We start from the raw sequence: 25,941 nt of genomic DNA, 5'->3' as shown, positions 1-25,941 counted from the left end.
CCGATAAGATATCGGGTCGGCTGCCGCTACCGGTAACAGCCCTGCTCGATCTCCTCGATCAGGCTCCGCGCTTTCGGCTTCCAGCCGAGTTGCCGCGCCCGGACCGCGCGCACCCTGCTGTTGGAAGCCATCGTATCCTCGGCGGTGCCCTCGCCCCATTCGGCGGCCGCCTCTTCCATCGACATCGCCGTTGGTGGTCCGGCAAGACCCAGCATGCGGTTGATGGCCTCGCACACCTCGCGCATCGAATTTTCACCGTTCTCGGCAAAGCAGAACGCCCCCGCCGGTGCCTTCTCGATGGCGAGCGCATAGAGCGTCACCAGATCGTCGATATGCACGTTCGACCAGATGTTCTCGCCCGGCCCGGCATGTGCGGCACAACCTCGTTTTTTCGCCAGGTCAATCAACAGCGGCACCTGCGTCGAGTGTTGCTCGACGCCAAGGCCGAGGCCGTAGATCAGGCTCGGGCAGATGATGACCGGACGGCATCCCTTGTCGCGCCAGGAGAGGATGAGATCGTTCAACGCGACCCGGGCCGCGCGGGCCGGCGAAGGCGTGATGGCTGAACTTTCGTCGAACACCGCGTCGGAGCGGTGCCCACGGCTGCGCGTACCGACGATGCTCGATCCTGAGGTGTGGATGAACGGCTTGCCGCTTCCGGCCAGCGCGTCAAGCAGGGCCGTGACCGCCCCCTTGTGATCGGCGCTCGCCGCATTGACGACGATGTCGGCGGCGCGTGCCGCTTGCACCAGGCGCTCGGCGTCATCCAGCGTTCCCAGCAACGGCTGGATGCCCCGGGCGCGAACCGCGTCGGCTTTTTCCTGCGAGCGGACCAGGCCGGTGACCTGATGCCCGGCGGCAACGAGATGCGCGGCGACCGATCCGCCGATATAGCCGGACGCACCTGTGCAGAAGACTTTCACTGTTACCCGAGATGCTTTTTGAAAAACTCCGTCGCTCTGCCCCAGGCCAGTTCGGCGGCGGCGCGATCATGCACGGATTGCCGCTGCTCGTTGACGAAGGCGTGTTCGGCGTCATAGCGAAACAGCTCGAGCGACTTGCCGGCGGCCTTCATCGCCTTCTCGAAACCATCGACCAGCGCCGGCGTGCACCAGTCGTCCTTGTTGGCAAAATGGGCCTGCAGCGGAATTTTGATGTCGGCGGGCTTGGCCGCCTGTTCCGGCGGAATGCCGTAGAACACGACGCCCGCCGTGAGCTCGGGAACCTTGACGGCGCCAATGATGGTCACCGCACCGCCGAGGCAGAAACCGGTCAGGCCGACCTTGGCGCCGTTCTTTGACAGATATTGCGCCGCGCCGCGCACGGTCTGCGTGGTGGCGTCCATGAAATCCAGCGAGTTCATCTCTTTGCCGGCAGCGTCGGTGTCGTGATACGGCACCACCTTGCCGTTGTAGAGATCGGGCGCCAGCGCGTCGAAACCCGCCACCGCGAAGCGGTCGCACAGGCCCTTGATCTGGTCGGACAGCCCCCACCATTCCTGGATCACGACCACACAAGGCGCATTGCCGCGCGCGGCATTGGCGAGGTAGCCGTTGGCGTCCTTGCCGTCCGGGCGCTTGAAGGTGATGTTGGTACCCATGATTTCCTCCGGGATGATTTCTGGCTGATTGGCGGGCATTTTGTCCGCTGGGTGGCTCGGATGCAATGCACTAGCCCGTCACCGCGAGGAGACAACAAAAAAGCCCCCGCAGGGGCTTTTTACGAATTCGCTGTCGAAGGCGGTCTTAGTGGGCGTTGGCCCAGACCTTCTTCTTGGTGAAGTACAAGAGGACGCTGAGCAGGATCAGGAACACGAACACCTGCAGGCCCAGCCGCTTGCGCGCTTCCATGTGCGGTTCCGCGGCCCACATCAGGAACGTGGTGACGTCCTTGGCGTATTGCGCAACGGTGGCCGGCGAACCATCGTCAAACGTCACTTGGCCGTCGCTGAGCGGCTTCGGCATCTTGATGGCGTGGCCCGGGAAATACTTGTTGTAGTAGGAACCCTCGGGGATGGTCACGCCAGCCGGCGGCTTTTCCTCAAACCCCTGCAGCACCGCGTCGACGTAATCCGGACCCTGTTCCTGGTACTGGGTGAAGAAGTCGATGATGAACATCGGGAAGCCGCGCTTGTAGGAACGCGCCTTGGTGATCAGCGACAGGTCCGGCGGAAAGGCGCCGCCATTGGCCGCGCGGGCCGCCTGCTCGTTCGGGAACGGCGACGGGAAATAGTCGGCGGGCCGGCCCGGCCGCTCGAACATCTCGCCCTGGTCGTTCGGGCCGTCCTTGACCTTGTAATCCGACGCGAACGCCGCCGCCTGCGCCACCGAATAGCCGGGGCCGCCGGCATCGGCGAGATTGCGGAAGGCGATGTAGGACAGGCCGTGGCAGGCCGAGCAGACTTCCTTGTATACCTTGAGGCCGCGCTGCAACGAGCCGCGATCGAACGTGCCCACTGGACCGGCGAACGACCACTTCTGGCCGGGCGGCGAGTCCGAATGCTCCGCGGCGCGCGCGTTCTGCACGCTGCCTGCGAACAGGCCTCCGGCGACGAGGAGCGCGATCGCGATCGACGCCGCGACCTTGCCGCCTGACTTCGCCAGCACGTCGTCGGCGATCGAATTCGGCACCGGACGGGGCGTCTCGATCCGGCTCAGCAACGGCAGCAGGATCAGGAAATAGGCGAAGTAGCAGAAGGTCAGGATACGGCCGGCGATCACATAGATGCCTTCCGGCGGCTGCGCACCGAGATAGCCGAGCCCGATGCAGACGACGACGAAGATCCAGAAGAACTGCTTGGCCAACGGACGATATTTCGACGAACGGGTCTTGGCGTTGTCGAGCCAGGGCAGGAACGCCAGCACGATGATCGCGCCGAACATCCCGGCGACACCGGCGAGCTTGTTCGGGATCGAACGCAGGATTGCGTAGAACGGCAGGTAGTACCACTCCGGCACGATGTGCTCGGGGGTCACGCCGGGGTTCGCCGGAATGTAGTTGTCGGCGTCGCCGAGATAGTTCGGCATGTAGAAAATGAACCAGGCGAAGAACAACATGAAGCAGGAGACGCCGAACGCGTCCTTGATGGTGGCGTAGGGCGTGAAAGGCACCGTGTCCTTTTCGGTCTTCGCCTCGACACCGGCCGGGTTGTTCTGGCCGGCAACGTGCAGCGCCCAGATGTGCAGCACGACCACGCCGGCGATCACGAACGGCAGCAGGTAATGCAGCGAGAAGAAGCGGTTCAGGGTCGGATTGCCGACCGAATAGCCGCCCCACAGCAGGGTGACGATGCTCTCGCCGAAATAGGGCACGGCCGAGAACAGGTTGGTGATGACGGTGGCGCCCCAGAAGCTCATCTGGCCCCACGGCAGCACGTAACCCATGAAGCCCGTCGCCATCATCAAGAGGTAGATGATGACGCCGAGGATCCAGAGCACTTCACGCGGCTCCTTGTACGACCCGTAATACAGGCCGCGGAACATGTGAATGTAGACGGCGAAGAAGAACATCGAAGCGCCGCTGGCGTGGATGTTGCGCAGCAGCCAGCCGTAATTGACGTCGCGGACGATCAGCTCGACCGACTTGAAGGCGAGATCGGCATACGGCGTGTAGTGCATCGCCAGGATCACGCCGGTCAGGATCTGCACGCCCAGCATCAACGAAAGGATGGCGCCGAAGGTCCACCAGTAGTTCAGGTTGCGCGGCGTCGGATACGCCACGAACGAGGAATGCATGAGTCCCATGATCGGGAGACGCCGTTCGATCCACTTCAAGGCGGGATTGGTCGGCTGGAAATCGGATGGTCCGCTCATTGATGCGATCCTGAGGAAGTAAGACGACGCGACGGGTTAAGGGGTCTCGGACTGACGTCCGAGCCCTTAGCCGATCTGGATTTTGCTATCGGAAACGAAGGTGTAGGGCGGCACCGCCAGGTTGGCCGGAGCCGGCCCCTGGCGAATACGGCCCGAGGAGTCGTACTGCGAACCGTGGCAAGGGCAGAAGAAGCCGTCGTAATTGCCTTCATGGGCGATCGGGATGCAGCCGAGATGGGTGCAGATGCCGATGACAACCAGCCACTGGTCGTGGCCTTCCTTGACCCGCGATTGATCGGTGGCCGGATCGGGCAGGCTCGACACCGGCACGCTGCGCGCCTCGTCGATCTGCTTCTTGGTGCGGTGGCTGATGTAAATCGGCTTGCCGCGCCAGAACACCTTGATGTCCTGTCCCAGGGCAATCGGGGCCAGATCGACCTCGATCGGCGCGCCGGCCGCGATCGTCGAGGCGTCCGGGTTCATCTGGGAAATCAGCGGCCACACGGTGGCGGCTGCGCCGACGGCGGCGACGGCTCCCGTTGCAACAAAAAGGAAATCACGGCGTGTCGGATGGTCCGCCGAAGACGCTGTCGTCACGATTCCAAGCCCTTTCTTATCTGCAGCCGGTGGAACCGCCCCAAAGACGCCAAATGCGACAAGGAGTGGTTGCCGGCGCCCGCGACCCCCCGCGGCGGCAGAACGACCGCTTTATCCCCACCGATCGGGCGGAACAGGCAGTCCAGAATCGTTCTATTGGCACCCTTGCCGGACGAGCGCAAGCCCGCTATCGGCCCACGACGGTGCAATGCACTAAATCCGCGCCGGGCGATGATTTTTTCAGAGATTTCATCGGCCGCCGGAGGGGCGCTGTGCCCGCCTATACCGCCGCCCGGACGTCTTGCCCGTGTCATTATCCGGCGAATCTTGCGGGCCCTTCGGCTGTTTCATTCGCCGGCCGGCAATGTGTACCGCTAGCGGGCCACATGATATGGTTTCGGTCATGACGCAGGAGCAACCAACGGTCTCGCGAAATCTCGACGTGATGGGCGGCACGGCCGTTTTTCACGGAACGAGGGTGCCTGTGCAGACCCTGCTGGACTACCTGGAAGCCGGGGAATCGATCGACGATTTTCTGGAGGGCTTCCCGTCCGTGACCAGGGAGCATGTCATCGCCTTTCTGGAAGTCGATCGAACATGACAAAAGAGCAAGTCAAAGAGGTTCTGGATCGCGTGCTCACTTGGCCGCAGGAGCGGCAGGAGGACGCCGCCCAAATGCTCCTCGCCTTGGAAGCGCGCGAGGGTGAATTTTATCACCCGGATGACGACGAGTGGACCGCAATCCAGCAGGGATTCGCTCAAGCGAAGCGGGGTGAAGCCGTATCGGCAGACGAGATCGCCGCATTGTTCAAGCCGCGCGGTTCATGACGCTCCGGTTTACGCCTCGCGCGCGCGACGATCTTCGGGAAATCATGGAATATATCGCCAAAGAGAACCCGGCGGCCGCGGTCCGGGTGGGTCGGGCAATCTTTGACGCAACCGCACTGATCGCTGCGCGAACCCTATCTCGGAATTCGCAATGCCAGAGCCCCGGAATTGCGCAGCCGCTTGGTCACGCGGTATCCGTACCGAATCCACTATTTCGTCGAGGACGCTGACGTCTGGATTGTTCACATCCGGCATTCGGCACGGCGTCCCTTGGATGAGCAAACCTAGTCAGAATGCAAATCGCCCTCTTCCAGCCCGATATCCCCCAGAACACGGGAACCATCCTGCGGCTGTGCGCGTGCCTGGATGTCGCCGCCCATATTATCGAGCCGGCCGGGTTTCCGGTGTCCGACCGGCATTTCCGCCGGGCCGGCATGGACTATCTCGACCAGGTGTCCATCACCCGCCATGACTCATGGTCAAAATTCGAGCAATGGCGTAACGAGGCGGGCTTCCGGCTGGTGCTGTTTACGACCAAGGGGGCCGGTTCCTATCTGGACTTTCGCTACGGCCGGGACGATGTCCTGCTGTTCGGGCGGGAGTCCGCAGGAGTTCCCGACGAGGTCGCCGCCGTTGCCGACGCGCGGCTGGTGATCCCGATCAAGCCGGGCTTGCGCTCGCTCAATGTGGCCATGGCGGCTGCCATGGCATTGGGCGAGGCGGTGCGACAGACCAATTCCGCGATCCAGCAATAGGTGCGGTCGAAGGAGAGACAGTGAGTTACGCGGTCAAAGAGATTTTCCTCACCCTTCAGGGCGAAGGCGCGCATGCCGGCCGCGCGGCGGTGTTTTGCCGGTTTTCCGGCTGCAACCTCTGGAGCGGTCGCGAACAGGACCGCGCCAGCGCCACCTGCCAGTTCTGCGACACCGACTTTGTCGGCACCGACGGCACCCTGGGCGGCCGATACGCCTCGGCCGACGAACTCGCCGATACCATCGCCGCGCAGTGGACCGGCGACAACACCAACCGTTACGTCGTCCTGACCGGGGGCGAGCCCCTGCTGCAGGTCGACACTGCCTTCATCAATGCGCTGCATGCGCGCGGCTTTGCGATCGGCCTCGAGACCAACGGCACGATCGAGCCGCCGGACGGGATGGACTGGGTCTGCGTCAGCCCAAAGGCCGGCGCCGACCTCGTGGTGCGCCGCGGACATGAATTGAAACTGGTCTATCCGCAGGCCGGTGCTTGCCCTGAGGATTTCGCCGCCCTCGCCTTCGAGCGCTTCTCGCTGCAGCCGATGGACGGGCCTGACGTGATCGAGAATACCGCGCGCACGGTGGATTATTGCCTGCGGCATCCGCAGTGGCGGCTCAGCCTGCAGACGCACAAGACACTCGGCATCAGATAGGATTTAAGTTTCACGATGTGGGAATTGACGAAATCGTTTCGCTTTGAAGCCGCGCATTCGCTGCAGGGAACGACCTTTGGCGCGGCCAGCGAGGAAATTCACGGCCACTCGTTTCGAGCCGAAGTCAGCGTGCGCGGCACGCCCGATCCCGCAACCGGCATGGTGCTCGATCTCGGCCTGCTCGAACGCAGCATGGCGGAGGTGCAGAAGACGCTGGACCACAAGCTCTTGAACAGGATCGAAGCGCTGGGGACGCCGACGCTGGAAAATATTTCACGCTTCATCTGGGAACGGGTTCAGCACACCGGCCGGATCACGCGCGTCAGCGTCCACCGCGACAGCTGCAACGAGAGCTGCACGTATTTCGGGCCGCAAGGCCAGGTTTGAATTCCGTCATTGCGAGCCATCGGGTCGCGCGAATGCGCGCCCGATGACAGGCTCCGCGAAGCAGTCCAGACTTGTGAAAACTGGATTGCTTCGTCGCTGGCGCTCCTCGCAATGACGGAAAAATATGGTTCAATCAGGTCGGACATTAATGTTGGGGACCATGGAGACGCTGAACATCGAGGATCGCAAGGCGCGGGCGAGAGCCTGGTTCGAGGCGCTGCGCAACGACATCTGCGCCGCGTTCGAACGGCTGGAGGACGAAGCGCCGGCCTCGCTTTACCAGGGCGAGGCCGGGCGCTTCGTCCGCACGCCTTGGGACCGCACCGACCATACCGGCAAGCCCGGTGGCGGCGGCGGGGTGATGTCGATGATGCACGGCCGGCTGTTCGAGAAGGTCGGCGTGCATTGCTCGACCGTGCACGGCGAATTCTCGCCGGAATTCCGCGCGCAGATTCCCGGCGCCGCCGACGATCCCAGGTTTTGGGCCTCGGGCATCTCGCTGATCGCGCATCTGCACAATCCGCATGTGCCGGCGGTGCACATGAACACCCGCTTCGTCGTCACCACCAGGACCTGGTTCGGCGGTGGCGCCGACCTGACCCCGGTTCTCGACCGGCGGCGCAGCCAGCAGGACCCGGACACGACGGCCTTTCATCAGGCGATGCAGGAGGCATGCGGCGGATCGAACGGCGTGGCCGACTACGACAAGTACAAGAAATGGTGCGACGAATATTTCTATCTGCCGCATCGCAAGGAAGCCCGAGGCATCGGCGGCATCTTCTACGACCATCATAATTCCAGCGACTGGGAGGCCGACTTCGCCTTTACGCAGGACGTCGGCCGCGCCTTCCTGAAAATCTATCCCGAACTGGTGCGGCGCAATTTCGCGACGCCGTGGACCGCCGATGACCGCGAGGAACAGTTGATCCGCCGCGGCCGCTATGTCGAATTCAACCTGCTCTACGACCGCGGCACCATGTTCGGGCTGAAGACCGGCGGCAATGTCGATTCGATCCTGTCCTCGATGCCCCCGGAAGTGAAATGGCCTTGATCGGCCTGTCATGACCGACCGCTAGAATGGGATTCGCGTTATGCAAATCCCAAGAAAAATTCCAGGAGCAGGTCATGGAAGTGAAACCAGGCGATGTCGTCATTCTGAAGTCCGGCGGCCATCCGCTGAGCGTGGTCGAGGTGAGCGAGACCACCGCCGCGTGCGTGTGGATGGGTAACGAAGGCGATTTGTTCCGCGAAACGCTGCCCCTTGCCGTGCTTGAACTCGCGGAAGCCGAACCGTCCGACGACGAGGAAGACGACGAAGACGAGCATGAAGACGAAGAAGATGATGATGATAATGAGGAAGAAGAGGACGAGCACGAGCACAAGAAAAAGAAGTGAGGGGCACCTGACGTCGCCGGGACATAATCGTTCCCCGGCGACGTCGTCTGCCGGGATTGGACCCGGCGCGGCGGATTTGATATGCGCGGGAACCCGGCCGCAGCTTCCCGTCCATGCGTCCGGCCATGAAACGGCTTGAATACAGAGTGGCTTGAATAATAAGTAGCTAGGAGACCATGACACACCTGCCCCGCGCGATGCTGATCGACATGGATGACACCATCCTGTCGGCCTATGGCCGCCCCGAAATTGCCTGGAACCAGATCGCCGCGGAGTTCGCCGCCGAATTCGGACCGCTGACGCCGCACCAGGTGGCTTCGGCGGTTCTCAGTTCCGCGCGCCAATTCTGGGGCGCGGCCGGTCCCGAGTGGCGGCTGAAACTCGACGAAGCGCGGCGCATCGTCGTCCACGACGGATTTGCCGCGCTCGCCGCCGGCGGCCACGCATTATCGGGCGATCTGGCAACGCGGCTCGCCAACCGCTTCACCACCTATCGCGAAGAAGCGATGTTCGTGTTCCCCGGCGCGCATGACGCCATCGACGCGCTGAAGGCACACGGGGTCAAACTCGCGCTCGTGACCAACGGCGCCGCCGAGACCCAACGCGCCAAGGTCGAACGCTTCGAACTGACCCACCGCTTCGATCACATCCAGATCGAAGGCGAACATGGCTTCGGCAAGCCGGAAGAGCGCGCCTATCTGCACGCCATGCAGTCGCTCGGCGTCACCGCACAAGAGACCTGGATGATCGGCGACAATCTGCAATGGGAAGTCGAGGCGCCGCAGCGCCTCGGCATCTACGCGATCTGGATCGACGTGCATGGCGACGGCCTGCCAGCCGACTCCGCCATCAAGCCCGACCGCATCATCCGCTCCCTGACGGAGCTGCTGCCGGCAGAATAAGTCAGCGCAGTGCCGAGGAGATCATGACCAGGCCGCCGGTGATCACGGCGAAGTCGAGGATCGCGGTGTGAATATGCACCGGCATCCGCTCGACAAAGGCCTTGGCAAGAAATGCCCCGGGGATCGCCACAGCGCCGATCAGGAGCGCAAAGGCAAGCACCTGCGCCGTGACAACGCCGGCCATGCCGAATACCGAAATCTTGACGACGCTGGTCGCGAGCGAAATCACCGCGTCAGTCGCGATCACGGCGGCACCTTCGAGTCCCGCCGCCATCAGCAATGACAGCAAAACGACGCCCGAGCCGGACGTGCCGCCGACCACCACGCCGTAACCCACCGCACCGGCGGCAAGCGCGGTGTCGCCGATCCTGACTTCGTGGTGCTTGGCGAGCCGGCGCAGCGGCACACTCAGGATCAGCATGCTGCCGATCACCATCGCCGCGCCGGCACCGCTCAGCCGCGTATAGCCGTACGCGCCGAGCGCCGTGGTGAGGATCGCCGCCGATACGACAATCAGCGCCCGGCGACGGTCCGCATATCGGATGTAGGCGACGAAGCGGCTGAGATTGGTGAAGATCGAGGAAATCGCGATGATCGGCACCACCGGTTCGGCACCGATCAGCGGCACCAGTACCAGCGGCATCAGCGCGCCGGTGCCGTAGCCCGCAAGCCCGCCGATGACGGAGGCAAACAGCGCCACGCCGGCAACCAACACCAGCTGAGCCACGGAAATGTCGGCGAAGCCGGAAAGAATATTCACAAACGGTGATCGCGATTGAAACGTGTGACGGTCTGGTCGGCAATAGCGGCAAGTGCTGCCGGGGCAAGCGGAAAATCCGCCGCCAGCCAGGCGTCTTCCGCGAGCGTCAGCACGTGGCCGAGCGCCGGCCCCTCGGCAATGCCGCGAGAAATGAAATCAGCCGCGCGCAGCGGAAATTTCGGCGCGGTCCAGCGCTGCGGCAGGTTGGCGAATTCGCGCCAATACGCAGCCTCGAAGCCTTCGCCCGAACGCGCCCAGGCCAGCATCAGGCGATCGCGATATTGTTCCTCGCCGAGCCGGTAGAGCCGCTGCCGCGCCCGCATCTCGTCCATGCCGGCCAGCCGCCACCAGCGATGCCCCATCGAATCCAGCACCTTGGTTTCCGCATTGGAAAGACGCAGGCGCACGGCGACACGTTTGGCATCCTCGGTCACGGCAACAGCGAGCGCGGCCAGCCGGCGCACCGGATCCGGCGCGAGCCCCAGCGCCCGCTCCGCCGATATCATCGCCGCGAACGGCCCGGTATAGCTGACGCCGCCGACAATCGTCAGCAACAGGCCGGCATCCGTCATCGCGATCGCTGCGCCCTCGGCGCCGTCAGCGACCAGAAGCTTCAGCATCTCCATGCGCACGCGTTCGGCGGACAGGCTCACGAGGCCCGCGCGTCCGGCGATGCAGGCCAGATAGCCGGCGCGATCGGGCGCGCCGGCGCCATAGGCGGCGTGCATGCGGAAAAACCGGAGGATGCGCAGATAATCCTCGGCGATCCGTTGCGCGGCATCGCCGATGAATCTCACCCGTCGGGCTTCGATATCGGCAAGGCCGCCGACGTGGTCATGCACGAGGCCATCGGCATCGACCGAAAGGCCGTTGATGGTGAAATCGCGCCGCTCGGCGTCGCGGACCCAGTCGCGGCCGAACGCCACCCTGGCCTTGCGGCCATAGGTCTCGGTATCCTCGCGCAACGTCGTGACCTCGAACGGTTGCGCATCGACGACCAGGGTCACGGTGCCGTGGTCGATGCCGGTCGGCACGCATTTGATGCCGGCGGCCTTGGCGCGGCGCACGACTTCGTCCGGCAGCGCGGTGGTCGCGATGTCGATATCGCCGGTCGCAATGTTCAGCAGCGCGTTGCGCACGGCGCCGCCGACCACGCGGGCTTCCTCGCCATCGCCGTTGAGCAGGGCGAGCACACGCGCAGCCGCACCGGATTTGAGCCAGGGCGCATCAATGAACACGCGCCACCTCGCTCATTTCTCGGTCCCGGGCACGAACTTGCCGTTCTCGATATGGGCTGGAATGTAGGTCGAGTTCGGCGATGCTCCGGAAAAATGCGCCAACAGTACGAAGCTGACCACCACCAGCAGCAGCGATCCCAGCACCAGCTTGGCGATCAGATGCATCGGCCAGGAAGACGGCGCCATCACGCCGGAACGGGTGGCAATCAGGAACAGGGCATAGACCGCGAACGGGATCAGGAAAATTCCGACTTCGGTCAATACCGGACGGATCATGAGAGATAAATCCGCTCATACAGCACGCGCAGGATGCCCGCGGTCGCGCCCCAGATGTACCGCTCGGCATACGGCATCGCGTAATAGGAACGCTCGATGCCGCGGAATTCCTTGTTGTGGATCTGGTGGTTCTCGGGATTCATCAGGAACGCCAGCGGCACCTCGAAGGCATCGACCACCTCGCCTTCGTTGATCTTGAGCGTGAAGCCGGGTCTGACCCGCGCCACCGTCGGCAGGATGCGAAACCCGAACGCCGTGCCGTAAAGATCGAGATAGCCGATCGGCTCGACGAAGTCGCGCTTGAGGCCGACTTCCTCCCAGGCCTCGCGTACGGCGGCATCGAGCGGCGAGGCATCGGTGGCGTCGATCTTGCCGCCGGGAAAGGAGATCTGGCCGGCGTGACTGGACAGATGCTCCGAGCGCTGGGTCAGCAACACCGTCGGCTCCGGATGATCGACCACCGGGATCAGCACCGCCGCGGGCCGTACCGGCTGCTCGCGCGCCACGATCTCGAGCATGCGGTCGTTGCCGCTATCGCCGGTCCGGGGAATGATGTTGGGATCGATCAGTCCCGCCGGCACCTCGAAGTTCAGCCGCGCCCGGCTGCGCGCGAAGAATTCCTCCGCGCTGACTGGCGCCGCTCTCTTCGTCTTCAGAATCGGCTCGTTCAAAGCGCGTCCCTCACCTGCTTCGCATCCGCCATCGCAAAGAACTCACCGCCGGATTCGACTCCGAACATCGGTTCGCCATCGACCACCCGCTCTTCCCCCATGTCAACCAGATCGTAATAGAGCGCGCGCGTCACCTTGGCCCAGAGGTCGGCGCGGACGTGCAGATAGGGCGTCAGGCCGCCATCGGCCGCCATCTCGAACCGCAGGCGATGTCCGGAGTCGCACGGCACCCAGTCGTCGACATTGGTGCGAAAGCGCAACAGCCGGCCGCGATCGCCGGCCTCGTTCTGCATCTCGACCGCCATGAACGGCGCATCGTCGACGCGGATGCCGACCTTCTCGACCGGGGTCACGAGAAAGTGCTTGCCGTCCTCGCGCTTCAGGATCGTCGAAAACAGCCGCACCAGCGCCGGCCGTCCGATCGGCGTCCCCATGTAGAACCACGTACCGTCGCCTGCGATTCGCATGTCGAGATCGCCGCAGAACGGCGGATTCCACAGATGCACCGGCGGCAGCCCCTTTCCGGCGGCCGTGGCGTTGACGGCTTCCCGCGCGGCAACGGTCAGACCTTCCAGATTCTTGCCTTCAAGGTTCTTGTCTTCATTCTTGCCCTCAAGCTTGTTGCCTTCGAGCCCCTGATCGCTGGTTTGCCCTTGCTTCGCCATTGTTTGACCCGAGTCTGACTGCTTCGATCTGGCACGATTGGTGCAAGTCTTCCGATATCTATCCTGGACGATTTGCGCCCGTATTATTCCGGGTCAGGTCGCCACAACGTGATGCCGTTCATACCCCGAAATACCGATAATGTGGGGATAGTTTAATTGAACGAATACAGGGCCTTTGCATAGGTTTAGCATGAGGTTCGTGGCATGACGACGCAATCGGCGATGTCGTGAAACGGTTAAGGAGAGAGACATGGCGAACGCAGACGGTGTCGAGAAACTCGAGGACGCGATTGTCCGCTCGGCCGAACAGGTCGCCGGCCAGATTCGCGCCGCCAAGGAAGCGATCTCCACCGTCATTTTCGGCCAGGACCGGGTCATCGAAAACACGCTGGTGACGATCCTGTCCGGCGGTCATGCGCTCTTGATCGGGGTTCCCGGTCTGGCCAAGACCAAACTGGTCGAAACCCTCGGCATCACGCTCGGCCTCGACGCCAAGCGCATCCAGTTCACGCCGGACCTGATGCCGTCGGATATTCTGGGCGCCGAGGTGCTGGACGAGAGCAATTCCGGCAAGCGCTCGTTCCGCTTCATCTCGGGGCCGGTGTTCGCGCAGCTCCTGATGGCCGACGAAATCAACCGCGCCAGCCCGCGTACCCAATCGGCGCTGCTGCAAGCCATGCAGGAACAGCACATCACGGTTGCGGGCGCGCGCCACGATCTGCCCAAACCGTTCCACGTGCTGGCGACGCAAAACCCGCTGGAGCAGGAAGGCACCTACCCGTTGCCGGAAGCGCAGCTCGACCGCTTCCTGATGGAGATCGACGTCGACTATCCCGATCGCGACGCCGAGCGCCGCATCCTGTTCGAAACCACCGGCGCCGAAGAAACGCTCGCCAAGGCATCGATGAACGCGGAAATCCTGATCGCCGCGCAGCGGCTGGTGCGGCGGCTGCCGGTCGGCGACAGCGTCGTCGAGGCCATTCTTTCGCTGGTGCGCGCCGCGCGTCCCAATCCCGACGGCGACGGCGACAAGCTGATCGCCTGGGGACCGGGTCCCCGCGCCAGCCAGTCTTTGATGCTGGCGGTCCGCGCCCGCGCGCTGCTCGACGGCCGCCTCGCGCCCTCGATCGACGACGTGCTCGATCTGGCCGAACCCATTCTCAAGCACCGCATGGCGCTGACCTTCTCGGCGCGCGCCGAGGGACGCACCATTCCCGACGTGATCCGGCAGTTGAAGACGCGGATTGGTTGATGGCCGCAGAGACCAGGCAGCTTGACGGGGAGCAAAAGGAGCTTTTAGCGATCCGACGTGCCGATGGCGAAAGCCGAACGCTCGCCGCATCGCTGCCCCGTCTCGTGCTTGAAGCCCGCCGCATCGCCGCCAACGTCATCCACGGACTGCACGGCCGGCGCCGCGCCGGTGCCGGCGAAAGTTTCTGGCAGTATCGCCGCTTCGTCTCCGGTGAGCCGTCGCAGAATGTCGACTGGCGGCGCTCGGCGCGCGACGATCATCTCTATGTCCGCGAGCAGGAATGGGAGGCCGCGCATACCGTGTGGCTGTGGCCGGACCGCTCGCCGTCGATGGCCTTTGCCTCCAAAGGCGCGCGCGACTCCAAGCTGGAGCGCGGCCTGATCGTCACCTTTGCGCTGGCCGAGCTGCTGGTCGCGGGCGGCGAACGGGTCGGCATTCCCGGCCTGATGTCACCGACCGCAAGCCGCAGCGTGATCGACAAGATGGCGCAGGCGATGCTGCACGACGATGCCGCGCGCGCCAGCCTGCCGCCGTCGTTTGTGCCGTCGGCGCTGGCCGAGATCGTGGTGCTGTCGGACTTCTGGTCGCCGATGCCGGAAATCCGCCACATGCTCGCCGGCCTGTCGGCCTCCGGCGCGCATGGCACGCTGGTCCAGATCGTCGATCCCGCAGAAGAAACCTTTCCCTATTCCGGCCGGGTCGAATTCGTCGAGCCCGAGGGCGGCGGCGTCATCACCGCGGGCCGCGCCGAGAGCTGGGCGCAGGATTACGTCGCGCGCGTTGCGCTACATCGCGACGAGATCCGCAACGAGACCAACAAGCTCGACTGGCTGTTCTCGACCCACACCACCAGCCGCTCCGCCGCCGAACTCTTGCTGTTCCTGCATTCGGGCATGATGGTGAGCAAGGGAAGCGTGCGCTCCTCAACCGTCAAGGTGGGACGAAGCGCATGATCGCAGGACTCCCCCTCACCTTCGCCGAACCGCTGCTGCTGCTGGGCCTGTTTAGCCTGCCGGTGCTGTGGTGGCTGTTGCGCGTGATGCCGCCGCGGCCGAGGCGGATCGAGTTTCCGCCGACGCGGCTGTTGTTCGACATCAAGCCCAAGGAAGAAACCCCGTCGCGGACACCGTGGTGGCTGACCTTGTTGCGTCTCACGGCCGCAGCATTGGTCATTCTCGCCGCCGCGGGGCCGATCTGGAATCCGCAGACCGGCGTCGGCGGCAGCAAGGCGCCGCTGGTGATCCTGCTCGACGACGGCTGGAGTGCGGCCTCGAGTTGGGAGATCCGCATCAAGGCGGCGGATGAACTGATCGCCAATGCCGACAACGACCGCCGCGGCGTCGCGCTGGTGCCGCTGTCCGAACCGGCGCGCGACATCACCCTGATGCCCGGCGGCACCGCGCGGGTGGCGCTGCGCCAGCTTGCGCCCAAGCCTTATTCGATCGAGCGCGTCGAAACGCTCCCCGCCATCGAACGGTTTCTCAAGGCGACCGGCGATGCCGAGATTGCCTGGCTGTCGGATGGCGTCGACACCGGGCGCGGCACCGAATTCCTCGAAGGCCTCGGCAAGACCATCGGCGACCGCAAGCTGACGGTGTTCGAGGGCGGCGCCTCGCCTGCGCTGGCGCTGGTGGCCGCCGAGAATGCCGCGGCGAAGATGACCGTGAAGGTGCTGCGCACGGCGGGCGGCAATGCCGCGGGCGTGGTGCGCGCGATCGACGCCAAGGGTTCGCCGATCGGCGAGGCCCGGTTTGCGTTCGGACTGCAGGATCGCGAGACCGAAGCCGCGTTCGATCTGCCGGTCGAGCTGCGCAACGATATCGCGCGGCTGGAAATATCGGGCGAACGCTCCGCGGGCGCGGTGCAACTGCTCGACAAGCGTTGGCGTCGCCGCGCCATCGGCGTCGTCACCGGCGCGACCAGCGATACCGCGCAGCCGCTATTGGCTTCGACCTTCTATCTGACCCGTGCGCTGCAGCCGTTCGCCGATGTGCGGCTGGGCGATCGCGGCGCGCCGCAGCAGGTGATCGCGCAATTCCTCGATCAGCGGTTGCCGATGATCGTGATGGCCGATGTCGGCACGCTGTCGCCGGAAATCCGCGAGCGCCTCAACGCCTGGATCGATCAGGGCGGCGTGCTGGTGCGCTTCGCCGGTCCTCGCCTGGCGCAGGCCGATGACGATCTGGTGCCGGTGAAACTGCGCCGGGGCGGCCGCACGCTTGGCGGCAGCCTCACCTGGGAAAAGCCGCAGCATCTGGCTTCGTTCGCCGCCGACGGCCCGTTCGCGGGGCTTAACGTGCCGAAGGACATCACCGTCAACCGGCAAGTGCTGGCCGAACCCGATGCGGTGCTCGCGACCCGGAGCTGGGCGTCGCTGGAAGACGGCACGCCGCTGGTCACCGGCGAACATCGCGGCAAGGGCGTCGTCAGCCTGTTTCATGTCGGCGCCGACTCGCGCTGGTCGGACCTGCCGATGTCCGGCAGCTTCGTCGAAATGCTGCGGCGGCTGGTCGATATGTCCGGCTACACCTCCAAGCCCGGCCCAGGTGTCGCCAGCGAAGCAACCAATGTCGAAACCGTGGCGCCGCTGCGCACGCTCGACGGCTTTGGCGCGTTCGGGCCGCCGCCCTCGACCGCCAAGCCGATGCCGGCCGACTATCGCGATCGCGCTACCCCGGACCATCCGCCCGGCTTCTACGGCTCCGCCGAAGGACCGATTGCAGTGAATACGCTGGCGTCGGCCGATCGCATCGCCGCGCTCGATACCTCATCGCTGCGCGCGCAGCATGCCACCTACTCCAATGCCGAGCCGCGCGATCTCCGCGGCATCCTGCTGTCGTCGTCGCTGGCGCTGTTCCTGATCGATGCGATCGTGATCGCGATGCTGGGCGTGGGCCTTGCCGCGCTGTGGCGGCGGCGCACCGCGACCGCAGCACTTGCGCTGGCGCTGATCCTGGCCGCAACCTCGATCGTTCCGTCGCCGCTGCGCGCCGAAACCAATGACGAATTCGCGATCAAGTCGGTGTCGCAGACAAGGCTCGCCTACGTCGTGACAGGGAATGCCGACGTCGATTCCATCGTCAAGGCCGGCATGGCCGGGCTGACGCTGTTCCTGGCGCAACGCACCGCGCTGGAAGCCGGCGATCCCGTCGGCGTCGATCCGGCGAAGGATGAACTGGCATTCTTCCCGCTGATCTACTGGCCGGTGGTGCCGGGCACACCGAAACCGCCGCAGGACGCCATCAACCGTATCGACGCCTACATGAAACAGGGCGGCACGGTCGTGTTCGATACCCGCGACGCCATCGAGGCACCGCCGGGCGACAACGGCGCGGCGCAGACGCCGGGCATGCAGACCCTGCGCGAGATTCTTTCCTCGCTCGATGTGCCCGAACTCGAGCCAGTGCCGCGCGAACACGTGCTGACCAAGACGTTCTATCTGCTGCGCGACTTCCCCGGCCGCTTCAACGCCGGCCAGACCTGGGTCGAAACCCTGCCGCGCGAGGACGATGACGAGGCCGCGTCGAAGCCGGCGCGCGGCGGTGACGGCGTTTCGCCGATCATCATCACCTCGAACGATCTCGCCGGCGCCTGGGCGATCCGCCCCGACGGCCAGCCGATGCTGCCGCTGACACCGGGCGAGCCGCGGCAGCGCGAATTCGCCTTCCGCGCCGGCGTCAATATCGTGATGTACACGCTGACCGGCAACTACAAGGCCGACCAGGTTCACGCGCCCGCCCTCATCGAACGATTGGGGCAGTAGAGCATGCAGTACGGCATCGCATTCACCCCCCTGGTTCCCACGCTCGTGCTGTGGATCGCGCTTGCCGCGATCGTCGCGATCTCGGCGCTGCTGCTGCTCGGCCGCGCCCGCGGGGCCGCGGTGCGCGTGGCGGCGCTGGCGCTGATCCTGCTGGCGCTCGCCAATCCTTCCTTCACCCGCGAGGACCGCGAGCCGTTGTCGTCGGTCGCCGCCGTCGTGATCGACAAGAGCCCGAGCCAGAATTTCGGCACCCGCAACGAGGAGACGGCGAAGGCGCAGGAAGCCCTCGTCGACACCTTGAAGAAGATCAAGGGGCTGGAAGTGCGCGTCGTCGAGGCCGGACAGGCTGATGGTGAAACGGACGGCACCAAATTGTTCGGCGCGCTGTCCTCGGCGCTGTCGGACGTCCCGGTCGATCGCGTTGCCGGCGCGTTCCTGATCACCGATGGCCGGGTCCATGACATTCCCGCCAACGCCGCGGCGGTCGGCTTCCAGGCGCCGGTGCATGCGCTGGTCACCGGCCGTAAGGATGAGCGCGATCGTCGGATTGCGATTTCGGCAGCACCTCGCTTCGGCATCGTCGGCCAGACCCAGACCATTACCTACCGGCTCGACGATCAGGGCGTCACCAACCAGCGTGCCAAGGTCGTGATCCGCCGTGACGGCGAGGTGATCGGCGAGCGCATGCTCTCGAGCGGCCAGACCTCCAGTGTCGAGATCGACATCAAGCATGCCGGCCCGAACATCGTCGAGATCGAGGCCTCGCCGCTGGAGAACGAGCTGACGCTGGTCAACAACCGCGCCGTGGTCGCAATCGACGGCGTGCGCGACAGACTGCGCGTGCTGCTGGTGTCCGGCGAACCGCATTCGGGCGAGCGCACTTGGCGCAACCTGTTGAAGTCGGACGCCAGCGTCGATCTCGTGCATTTCACGATTCTGCGTCCGCCGGAGAAACAGGACGGCACGCCGATCAACGAGCTGTCGCTGATCGCGTTTCCGACCCGCGAACTGTTCCAGCAGAGGATCAACGACTTCCAGCTGATCATCTTCGACCGCTACGCCCGCCAGGGCGTGCTGCCGATCGCCTATTTCGACAACATCGCGCGCTACGTCCGCGCCGGCGGCGCGGTGCTGGTATCGGCCGGGCCGGATTACGCCTCGACCACCAGCATCTGGCGTACGCCGCTGGATTCGGTGCTGCCGGCCGAACCGGTCGGCGTCACCGAGAAACCGTTCTATGCGCATCTCAGCGACGCCGGTAAGCGCCACCCGGTAACGCGCGGCCTGGAAGGCTCCGCGTCCGAGCCGCCGCACTGGAGCCGGTTCTTCCGCACGGTCGAGACGCGCAACAGCGTCACCCCGCCGGTCATGACCGGCGCCGACGGCAAGCCGCTGTTGCTGTTGTCGCGTTTCGGCGAAGGCCGCGTCGCATTGCTGTTGTCGGACCATATCTGGCTGTGGGCACGCGGCTATGAGGGCGGCGGACCGCATCTGGATCTGCTGCGGCGGATGTCGCACTGGCTGATGAAGCAGCCGGACCTCGACGAAGAGGCGCTGCGCCTGCAGATCCAGGGCAAGGATCTCGTGGTGGTGCGCCAGACCATGGCCGACAGCGTGCCGCCGGTGACCGTGACCTCGCCGAGCGGCACGACAAAGGAAATGACGCTGACCGCGGGCGATCCCGGCGAATGGCGTGCGACGCTGCCGGCGAACGAACTCGGCCTCTGGCAGGCGACCGACGGCACCTTGAAGGCGCTGATCAATGTCGGACCGACCAACCCGAAGGAATTTTCCGAAGTCACCTCGACCACCGAGATGCTGAAGCCGCTGGCGCAGGCAACCGGTGGCGACGCCCGGCGCGTGGTCGACGGCGGCAGCCTCGACATGCCCCGCATCGTGCCGGTGCGCGCCTCCGGCATCTACCGCGGCGACGGCTGGCTCGGCGTCAAGATGCGCGACGCCAGCGTCGTCAAGGGCGTCGGCGTGCTGCCGATGTTCGCAGGCCTGATCGGCCTGCTGCTGCTGCTCGGCGCGTTCGCGGCGACGTGGGTGCGCGAGGGGCGGTAGTGCGTGCTGACATTCCGCGCGCGGTGGTGGAGATGGGGCGTGATTGAAGTCTTTGGTTTTCTGGCCGCCTTCGTCGGGATTTTGTCGGCGATCCGATACCAAGCCGTCTGCAGCGCGCTGGCCGATTCCTTGCCATCGCAATTCCAGGACGGGCTGAGTTCGCGATTTGCGGCTCCCGTGTATGCGCTCCATTCGTCCACGCCGTTGAAGCTGCAGGCCGACTTCGTGAAGTCGCTCGCCGGTGGCGGCGTCGCCATGGCCTGCTTCGCACTGTCCTGTTACTTTGGTGGGCGACTGGACGGAGCGCTGCTCGCGTCGGCAGGCGCCGTCGCCATCGCTTATTCAGCGATCAAGTCATGGATGACCTACCGGGACAACTGCCATCGGGCGTTGGCCACAACCTCTGGAACACGCGATGATGGCGGAGCGTAGAGTGAGGACACTCCGCCGTTGCTTCAATCCCACAGCATGAACTGATTAAGCGAAAGCCGGTCCGACCTACGGTTGACATCTCCCGTTCCTTCCGATGTTATAATATAACATTGGGACGAAGACCTGGATGAACTGGTTCCGAAAACATCTCAGAGGTGGCTCGCGGCTGGCGCTGTTTGCGCTCGCGATCCAGTTCGTGATGGCGTTCGGCCATTTCCACGGGCTAGCCGCACGGGCAGCGCCGACCATCCAGACCGGCGTGACGGACGCTGGCTTTGCCTATGCCGCAACAACAGCCGCGCAAACGGCGGCCGATGAGGTCGCGCAGAAGCAGCAGCCTTCCACCCCTGACACCGACCAGCAACCGGCGGACAATTGCGCGATCTGCGCCGTCATGTCGCTGGCCGGCAATGTGCTGTTCGCGACGCCGCCACTGCTGCAACTGCCGCAGGCGGTCGAGTTTCTCTATCTCACGACCGACGCCGAGTTCGTTCATCTCGGCTCGGTGCATTCTGCGTTCCAGTCGCGCGCACCACCCGCCTCCTGACATCGATTGATTGATGCGCCCTTGGGGGGATCGTCGCCATGCGCGGCTTCCCCTCAAGGATAAATCGAAATCGGGCCGTCGCACATCGACGGCATCAGGACCCCGACAATGACATTCCAGAGAAGACGAGCACTCCATATCGGCGGAGCAAGCTGGCTATTCCTGTGCGCGATCGGCAACCATGCGATGGCCGAGGATGCCGCCGCACCGTCGGCCTCGACGCAACTGCCTGAAATCACCGTGACGGCGCCAAGCCCGATCGTGCGGCACCGGACCGTTGTTCCGGCGCGTACGCCAGTGCGCGTCGCCCGCTCAGCGCCCGGACGCAATCGCGAACGGCCGCCGGAGCCGCAAGCCGCTCCCGTCGCGGCAACGCCTCAGCAGGGCGTGCTGCCTGTGGTCACCGACCAGTTCGCCACCGTCACCGTGGTGCCCAACGAGGAAATCCGCCGCGAGGGCACGGCCCAGCTCGGCGATCTCCTGTTCTCAAAACCCGGCATCACCGGCTCGACCTTTGCGCCGGGCGCCTCGAGCCGGCCGATCATCCGGGGTCTCGACGTCAATCGCGTCGGCATCATCGAGAACGGCAACAACGCCGGTGGCGCTTCCGATCTCGGCGAAGACCATTTCGTTCCGGTCGATCCACTGGCGACAAATCAGGTAGAAGTTATCCGCGGTCCGGCGGCGATGCGTTACGGATCGACATCGATTGGCGGCGTCGTGAGCGCGACCAACAATCGCATCCCGGATGCGTTGCCTTCTTGCGCGGCTGCACCGTTCCAGACCTACGGGCTGCCGGCAAAGGCGCCACTCGCGAACGTGCAATCAGCTCCCTGCGTGAACGTCGAAACCCGCACGGCCGTCAGTTCCGTCGACCGGGGCGTCGATGGCGGCATCCTGCTCGATACTGGCGGCGGTAATTTCGCGTTCCACGCCGACGCCTATGGCCGCAAGGCCACCGACTACAGTATCCCTAGCTATCCGTATCTGTTCGACCCCAACAAGCCATTCAACGGCCGGCAGCCGAATTCGGCAATGCAGGCGGATGGGGCGTCGATCGGCGGCTCCTATATCTTCCAGGGCGGCTTTATCGGTGCTGCAATCACCCAGAACGATACGCTCTATCGCATCCCCGGCATCGATGGCGCCGATCACCAGACCCGGATCGATGCCCATCAGACCAAGTTCACCGCCAAGGGCGAATATCGGCCGGACGCGGCGGCGATCGACGCCATCAGGTTCTGGGCCGGCGCTACGGACTACAAGCACAACGAGATCGGTCTCGCCGATCCAGCCGATCCACTGACGCTCGGCGTGCGGCAGACCTTTACCAACAAGGAACAGGAAGGCCGCATCGAAGTGCAGATGATGCCGTTTAATGCCCGCTTTGCGGCGGTCACCACGGCGTTCGGCCTGCAGGCCGGTCATCAGGAACTGACCGCGCCGAGCCCCGACGACCCAGGCAGCCCGATCAACGGATTGTGGGATCCGAACAATAACAACAGGGTCGCCGGCTATGTCTTCAACGAGTTGAAATTCAGCGAGACCACCAAGGCGCAGATTGCCGGGCGCATCGAGCACGTCAACCTCTCCGGAACGACGCCGGCGTTCATACCCGATGTCTTTGATCTCACCGTCGATCCCGCCGCCATTGGTCCTGCTACGCCGCGCAACCTGCATTTCACGCCGAAAAGCGCGAGTGTAGGTCTGATCCAAAATCTGCCGTACGATCTGGTCGCAAGCGTTACCGCTCAATATGTCGAACGCGCGCCCAAGCCGACAGAGCTATTTTCGCGCGGCGGACACGACGCGACCGCCACGTTCGACATCGGCAATCCCAATCTTGGCATCGAAACGGCAAAATCGATCGAGGTCGGGTTGCGGCGGGCAGCCGGCCCTCTGCGGTTTGAACTAACCGGCTATTATACCAAATTCAACGGCTTCATCTTCCGCCGGCTGAACGGCAACACATGCGACGGTAGTACCGCTTGTGTGGATGCAGCCGATCCCAACCCGCTTGAACTGAGGGAGGCGATTTATTCGCAGCGTGACGCCACGTTCCGCGGCGCCGAATTCCAGAGCCAGCTCGATGTCGGGCCGCTCTATAGCGGGATCTGGGGTGTTGAGGACCAGTTCGACGTCGTCCGCGCCACCTTCGCCGATGGTACCAACGTGCCCCGGATTCCTCCGGTGCGGGTCGGCGGCGGCGTCTACTGGCGCGACTCCAACTGGTTTGCGCGCATCAACCTGTTGCACGCCTTCGCGCAGAACGACATCGCCCCGATCGGCGAGACGCCGACGCCGGGATACAACCTGTTGAAGGCGGAGGTCACCTACACGACAAAACTCAACTCGTCATGGTTCGGCGCGCGCGAGATGACCATTGGCCTCGTCGGCAACAATCTGTTGAACGAGAACATCCGCAATTCGGTGTCCTACACCAAGGACGAGGTTCTCCTGCCGGGCATCGGGGTAAGAGCGTTTGCGAATTTGAAGTTTTAGCCGTGCTGCGACAAAGTAACCCGTCGGGTAAATCACCAAAAGCCTGTCCAGCCCTTCGCGCAAAAATATTTCGCTTAACCCGTCGGGCAAATCAGTGGTTCAACTCCCCCGTCTCACCCGATGAGAGGGGCGGCTCGCGATCGTCACGAACGTGCGGTGGGATGCGGTGGACGCTGATGTCACAAAGACGAGCGTGGCAAGAGCGTACGGTGAAGTCGTGTGGGCCTGACGCCCCGGTGCTGGCGTCAAGTTGGCGGAAGTAATTTTGCTAATGACGGTGGCAAGAAAGCCGGTCACCGGGGCGAGCACGAAGTAAGCCGTAAAGCCACTGCGCAGGGAAGGCCGGAGTGTTTCCGCTGAACCTGTATGCTCGTGTGCAGTTTTGTTTTGTGCAATCGCACGCGAGACCGCGGGTGCAGCGCGCACCCGGTCTTCCCTGCGCCCTCTACATTTTGGGGCGGAACGTGACGCAGAGCCCGGGCGCATCGCGCCGCGGCAATGCAGAGTCGTACCCTCACGCTGTTTGACAATCGAATATGAAACCGACCCGACATCGAGAATTCGTAGCCCGGATGAGCGCAGCGATATCCGGGGCTGACGGCAGTTGCTTATCGTGCTGCACCCGCATATCGCTGCGCTCATGCGGGCTACGGGCTGCGGATGACGCGCCGCTATCTTGCCTTGCTCCAGTCGGGCTGGATCGGGCCCGACACATCATTGAAGGCGCCCTCGACCAGTTCGGCGACCAGCAGGCGGCTGTAGTCGACCGGGCCTGGCATCGTCGCCCGTCCCTTCGGCACGGGCTTGAAGCCGACGCGGCTGTAATAGGCTTCGTCGCCGACCAGGATCACCAGGCGATGTCCCTTGGCCTTGGCGTCCCTTAGCGAACGATCGAGCAGCATACGCCCGACGCCGCGGCTGCGGAACGGCGGCTCGACCGTCAACGGCCCGAGCATCAAGGCCGGCGTATCGCCGATGCAGATCGGCAACTGGCGCACCGAGCCGACCATCAGCGTGCCGATCCGCGCTGTGAACGACAGATCGAGCAGATGGTCGACGTGTTCGCGCAGGCGGTAGGCGCTGAGCACAAAACGGCCAGGCCCGAAGGTGCGTTCGTGCAAGCGCTCGATCGCCTGCGCGTCCTTTGGGGTTTCGGCCAGGATGGTAACGGAGAGTTCGCTCATGATGAGGCGCGGGATAGCATCTGGCGGCGGCGCGGTCCATCGGCGGAGAGCGTAGGTTCTGATTAAAATCAGAACCTACGCTCTCCCGTTAATATTTTGACGCGTTTTCTTCACGCGAACCGGCATCCACTTCGCTCGAAAACGCTATGTCCGCCAAATTCCGCGTTGCTTAATCCCTGTTTGCCTTAATCCTTGATGGCGGGTTGGGACAAATAAGCCAGGAGCTTCATTTCGCGACGGCCGCGCGTCACCGTGTCCAGCACCAGCCCCGACGAGACCGACAGCACCGCCAGGATCATCAAGCCCATCGACAGCACCGCGGTCGGCAGCCGCGGCACCAGGCCCACCTCGAGATAGGTAACGATGACGGGGATCGCGAGCCCGATCGAGACCAGCATCAGGAAGATGCCGATCACGGTGAAGAATCGCAGCGGCTTTTCCGACCGGTACAGTTTCAGGATGGTGCCGAGAATCCGGAAACCGTCGCGCCAGGTGTTGAGCTTGCTGACCGAACCTTCCGGCCTCGCATAATACGGCGTCTCGATTTCGGCTGCCGGCAACGCCAGTTCGAGCGCGTGCACGCTGAGTTCGGTTTCGATCTCGAAGCCGTCAGACAGCACCGGAAAGGATTTGACGAAGCGGCGCGAGAATACGCGGTAACCGGACAGGATGTCCCTGAAGGCCTGGCCGAACACCGTCGCGAGGAAGCTGGTCAGCATCCAGTTGCCGGTGCGGTGGCCGGGCCGGTAGGCGGCGACCGACTGATCGACGCGAAAGCCCACCACCATGTCGAGGTGATCGTTGACCAGGCGATCGATCATGCGCGGGGCGCTCGGGGCGTCATAGGTGGCGTCGCCATCGACCAGCACGTAGATGTCGGCGTCGACATCGGCGAACATGCGCCGGACCACGTGGCCCTTGCCCTGGCGGCGCTCGCTGCGCACCACGGCGCCGGCCGCGCGCGCGATCTCGATCGTACGGTCCTTTGAATTGTTGTCGTAGACGAAGATCTCGGCCGCCGGCAGGGCTTTTCGAAAGTCGGCGACCACGGTCGCAACCGCAGCTTCCTCGTTGAAGCAGGGCACCAGAACCGCAACCCGCAACGCTGGTGTCGTCATCGCAGGCCCGCCGAATCACGTCTGTCCATGCGGCGTTTATACCCCAATCGGGCTTTGGCCGGTTGCGGGAAGGCGATGTTATCCGCGGCCGGTTGGCCGCGCCGGTCGAGCGTCGCGAACAGCAGTCGGTAACGGGC

General features: G+C 64.2%; 27 protein-coding genes. 16 read left to right on the top strand and 11 right to left on the bottom strand.

All coding sequences use genetic code 11. The annotated features are described in order from the left end of the window. Positions 1-26: 26 nt before the first annotated feature. The 4 genes from FFI89_RS07935 to petA all read right to left on the bottom strand — a co-directional run bounded on the left by FFI89_RS07935 (position 27) and on the right by petA (position 4,409). Complete coding sequence (locus tag FFI89_RS07935; RefSeq protein ID WP_138834445.1) at positions 27-923, bottom strand: NAD-dependent epimerase/dehydratase family protein; 897 nt, start codon at positions 921-923, stop codon at positions 27-29. Between the two features lie 2 nt (positions 924-925). Beyond that, complete coding sequence (locus tag FFI89_RS07930) at positions 926-1,600, bottom strand: dienelactone hydrolase family protein (RefSeq protein ID WP_138834443.1); 675 nt, start codon at positions 1,598-1,600, stop codon at positions 926-928. A gap of 145 nt (positions 1,601-1,745) precedes the next feature. Then, the gene (locus FFI89_RS07925; protein WP_138834441.1) at positions 1,746-3,812 is read right to left on the bottom strand and encodes a cytochrome c1; all 2,067 of its coding nucleotides are present in this window, start codon (positions 3,810-3,812) and stop codon (positions 1,746-1,748) included. A gap of 66 nt (positions 3,813-3,878) precedes the next feature. Beyond that, positions 3,879-4,409 (bottom strand): ubiquinol-cytochrome c reductase iron-sulfur subunit, encoded by a 531-nt coding sequence (gene petA / locus FFI89_RS07920; protein WP_138834440.1) that lies wholly within the window; start codon positions 4,407-4,409, stop codon positions 3,879-3,881. Positions 4,410-4,812: 403 nt separating this feature from the next. Here petA and FFI89_RS07915 point away from each other — a divergent pair, with 403 nt between their 5' ends. From FFI89_RS07915 to FFI89_RS07875, 9 genes are all read left to right on the top strand, one after another. Beyond that, positions 4,813-5,010: a DUF433 domain-containing protein gene (locus FFI89_RS07915; protein WP_138834438.1), complete on the top strand. Its 198-nt coding sequence runs from the start codon at positions 4,813-4,815 to the stop codon at positions 5,008-5,010. Beyond that, a complete protein-coding gene (locus tag FFI89_RS07910) occupies positions 5,007-5,237 on the top strand; it encodes a hypothetical protein (protein ID WP_138834436.1) in 231 nt (76 codons plus the stop codon). Before FFI89_RS07915 ends, FFI89_RS07910 begins: the two co-directional genes overlap by 4 nt. Then, complete coding sequence (locus FFI89_RS35330) at positions 5,234-5,467, top strand: type II toxin-antitoxin system RelE/ParE family toxin (protein ID WP_138834434.1); 234 nt, start codon at positions 5,234-5,236, stop codon at positions 5,465-5,467. Before FFI89_RS07910 ends, FFI89_RS35330 begins: the two co-directional genes overlap by 4 nt. A 63-nt stretch (positions 5,468-5,530) precedes the next feature. Then, complete coding sequence (locus FFI89_RS07900; protein ID WP_138834432.1) at positions 5,531-5,992, top strand: tRNA (cytidine(34)-2'-O)-methyltransferase; 462 nt, start codon at positions 5,531-5,533, stop codon at positions 5,990-5,992. A gap of 20 nt (positions 5,993-6,012) precedes the next feature. Beyond that, positions 6,013-6,645: a 7-carboxy-7-deazaguanine synthase gene (gene queE / locus FFI89_RS07895; protein WP_138834430.1), complete on the top strand. Its 633-nt coding sequence runs from the start codon at positions 6,013-6,015 to the stop codon at positions 6,643-6,645. 15 nt (positions 6,646-6,660) lie between these two features. Further along, positions 6,661-7,032: a 6-carboxytetrahydropterin synthase gene (locus FFI89_RS07890; RefSeq protein ID WP_138834428.1), complete on the top strand. Its 372-nt coding sequence runs from the start codon at positions 6,661-6,663 to the stop codon at positions 7,030-7,032. A gap of 160 nt (positions 7,033-7,192) precedes the next feature. After that, positions 7,193-8,083 carry an oxygen-dependent coproporphyrinogen oxidase gene (gene hemF / locus FFI89_RS07885; RefSeq protein WP_168212826.1) on the top strand — a complete coding sequence of 297 codons (891 nt, stop codon included), beginning with the start codon at positions 7,193-7,195 and terminating at the stop codon, positions 8,081-8,083. Between the two features lie 74 nt (positions 8,084-8,157). Next, positions 8,158-8,427, top strand: coding sequence for a DUF2158 domain-containing protein (locus tag FFI89_RS07880; protein WP_138834424.1), 270 nt, complete (start codon positions 8,158-8,160; stop codon positions 8,425-8,427). Between the two features lie 176 nt (positions 8,428-8,603). Beyond that, entirely contained in the window at positions 8,604-9,329 is a 726-nt protein-coding gene (locus FFI89_RS07875; RefSeq protein ID WP_138834422.1) for an HAD family hydrolase, read from the top strand. A 1-nt stretch (position 9,330) separates the two neighbouring features. Here FFI89_RS07875 and FFI89_RS07870 read toward each other — a convergent pair whose 3' ends face one another. The 5 genes from FFI89_RS07870 to FFI89_RS07850 are packed head-to-tail and all read right to left on the bottom strand — an operon-like array spanning position 9,331 to position 12,939. Then, a complete protein-coding gene (locus FFI89_RS07870; RefSeq protein WP_138834420.1) occupies positions 9,331-10,089 on the bottom strand; it encodes a TSUP family transporter in 759 nt (252 codons plus the stop codon). After that, entirely contained in the window at positions 10,086-11,327 is a 1,242-nt protein-coding gene (locus tag FFI89_RS07865; RefSeq protein WP_138834418.1) for a CCA tRNA nucleotidyltransferase, read from the bottom strand. Before FFI89_RS07865 ends, FFI89_RS07870 begins: the two co-directional genes overlap by 4 nt. A gap of 12 nt (positions 11,328-11,339) precedes the next feature. Then, on the bottom strand, positions 11,340-11,603 hold the full coding sequence (locus FFI89_RS07860) for a DUF6111 family protein (RefSeq protein WP_092515533.1): 264 nt from the start codon (positions 11,601-11,603) through the stop codon (positions 11,340-11,342). Next, positions 11,600-12,274: a CoA pyrophosphatase gene (locus FFI89_RS07855; RefSeq protein WP_138834416.1), complete on the bottom strand. Its 675-nt coding sequence runs from the start codon at positions 12,272-12,274 to the stop codon at positions 11,600-11,602. Before FFI89_RS07855 ends, FFI89_RS07860 begins: the two co-directional genes overlap by 4 nt. Then, a complete protein-coding gene (locus FFI89_RS07850) occupies positions 12,271-12,939 on the bottom strand; it encodes a DUF1285 domain-containing protein (protein WP_138834414.1) in 669 nt (222 codons plus the stop codon). Before FFI89_RS07850 ends, FFI89_RS07855 begins: the two co-directional genes overlap by 4 nt. 250 nt (positions 12,940-13,189) lie before the next feature. On the opposite strand from FFI89_RS07850, the gene FFI89_RS07845 reads away from it, so the two are divergent. The 7 genes from FFI89_RS07845 (at position 13,190) to FFI89_RS07815 (ending at position 23,502) form a co-directional block, all read left to right on the top strand. Then, positions 13,190-14,191 (top strand): MoxR family ATPase, encoded by a 1,002-nt coding sequence (locus FFI89_RS07845; RefSeq protein ID WP_138834412.1) that lies wholly within the window; start codon positions 13,190-13,192, stop codon positions 14,189-14,191. After that, on the top strand, positions 14,191-15,144 hold the full coding sequence (locus FFI89_RS07840; RefSeq protein ID WP_138834410.1) for a DUF58 domain-containing protein: 954 nt from the start codon (positions 14,191-14,193) through the stop codon (positions 15,142-15,144). Before FFI89_RS07845 ends, FFI89_RS07840 begins: the two co-directional genes overlap by 1 nt. After that, entirely contained in the window at positions 15,144-17,954 is a 2,811-nt protein-coding gene (locus FFI89_RS07835; RefSeq protein WP_138836184.1) for a DUF4159 domain-containing protein, read from the top strand. The genes FFI89_RS07840 and FFI89_RS07835 overlap by 1 nt, the downstream gene beginning before the upstream one ends. Positions 17,955-17,957: 3 nt before the next feature. Next, complete coding sequence (locus tag FFI89_RS07830) at positions 17,958-20,021, top strand: hypothetical protein (RefSeq protein ID WP_138834408.1); 2,064 nt, start codon at positions 17,958-17,960, stop codon at positions 20,019-20,021. A gap of 39 nt (positions 20,022-20,060) precedes the next feature. After that, entirely contained in the window at positions 20,061-20,453 is a 393-nt protein-coding gene (locus tag FFI89_RS07825; protein WP_138834406.1) for a hypothetical protein, read from the top strand. A gap of 127 nt (positions 20,454-20,580) precedes the next feature. After that, positions 20,581-21,000, top strand: coding sequence for a DUF2946 family protein (locus FFI89_RS07820; protein ID WP_138834404.1), 420 nt, complete (start codon positions 20,581-20,583; stop codon positions 20,998-21,000). A gap of 108 nt (positions 21,001-21,108) precedes the next feature. Next, positions 21,109-23,502, top strand: a complete 2,394-nt coding sequence (locus FFI89_RS07815; RefSeq protein ID WP_138834402.1) for a TonB-dependent receptor — start codon at positions 21,109-21,111, stop codon at positions 23,500-23,502. A 671-nt stretch (positions 23,503-24,173) separates the two neighbouring features. Here the strand turns inward: FFI89_RS07815 and FFI89_RS07810 are convergent. Next, positions 24,174-24,686 (bottom strand): GNAT family N-acetyltransferase, encoded by a 513-nt coding sequence (locus FFI89_RS07810; protein ID WP_138834400.1) that lies wholly within the window; start codon positions 24,684-24,686, stop codon positions 24,174-24,176. 185 nt (positions 24,687-24,871) lie between these two features. Then, positions 24,872-25,804: a glycosyltransferase family 2 protein gene (locus FFI89_RS07805; RefSeq protein WP_138834399.1), complete on the bottom strand. Its 933-nt coding sequence runs from the start codon at positions 25,802-25,804 to the stop codon at positions 24,872-24,874. Between the last annotated feature and the right edge of the window lie 137 nt (positions 25,805-25,941).

Source organism: Bradyrhizobium sp. KBS0727, assembly GCF_005937885.2.
Classification (GTDB): Bacteria; Pseudomonadota; Alphaproteobacteria; order Rhizobiales; family Xanthobacteraceae; genus Bradyrhizobium.
Note: the sequence above shows the minus strand (reverse complement) of the source record. Positions and strands in the feature narration are given on the sequence as shown.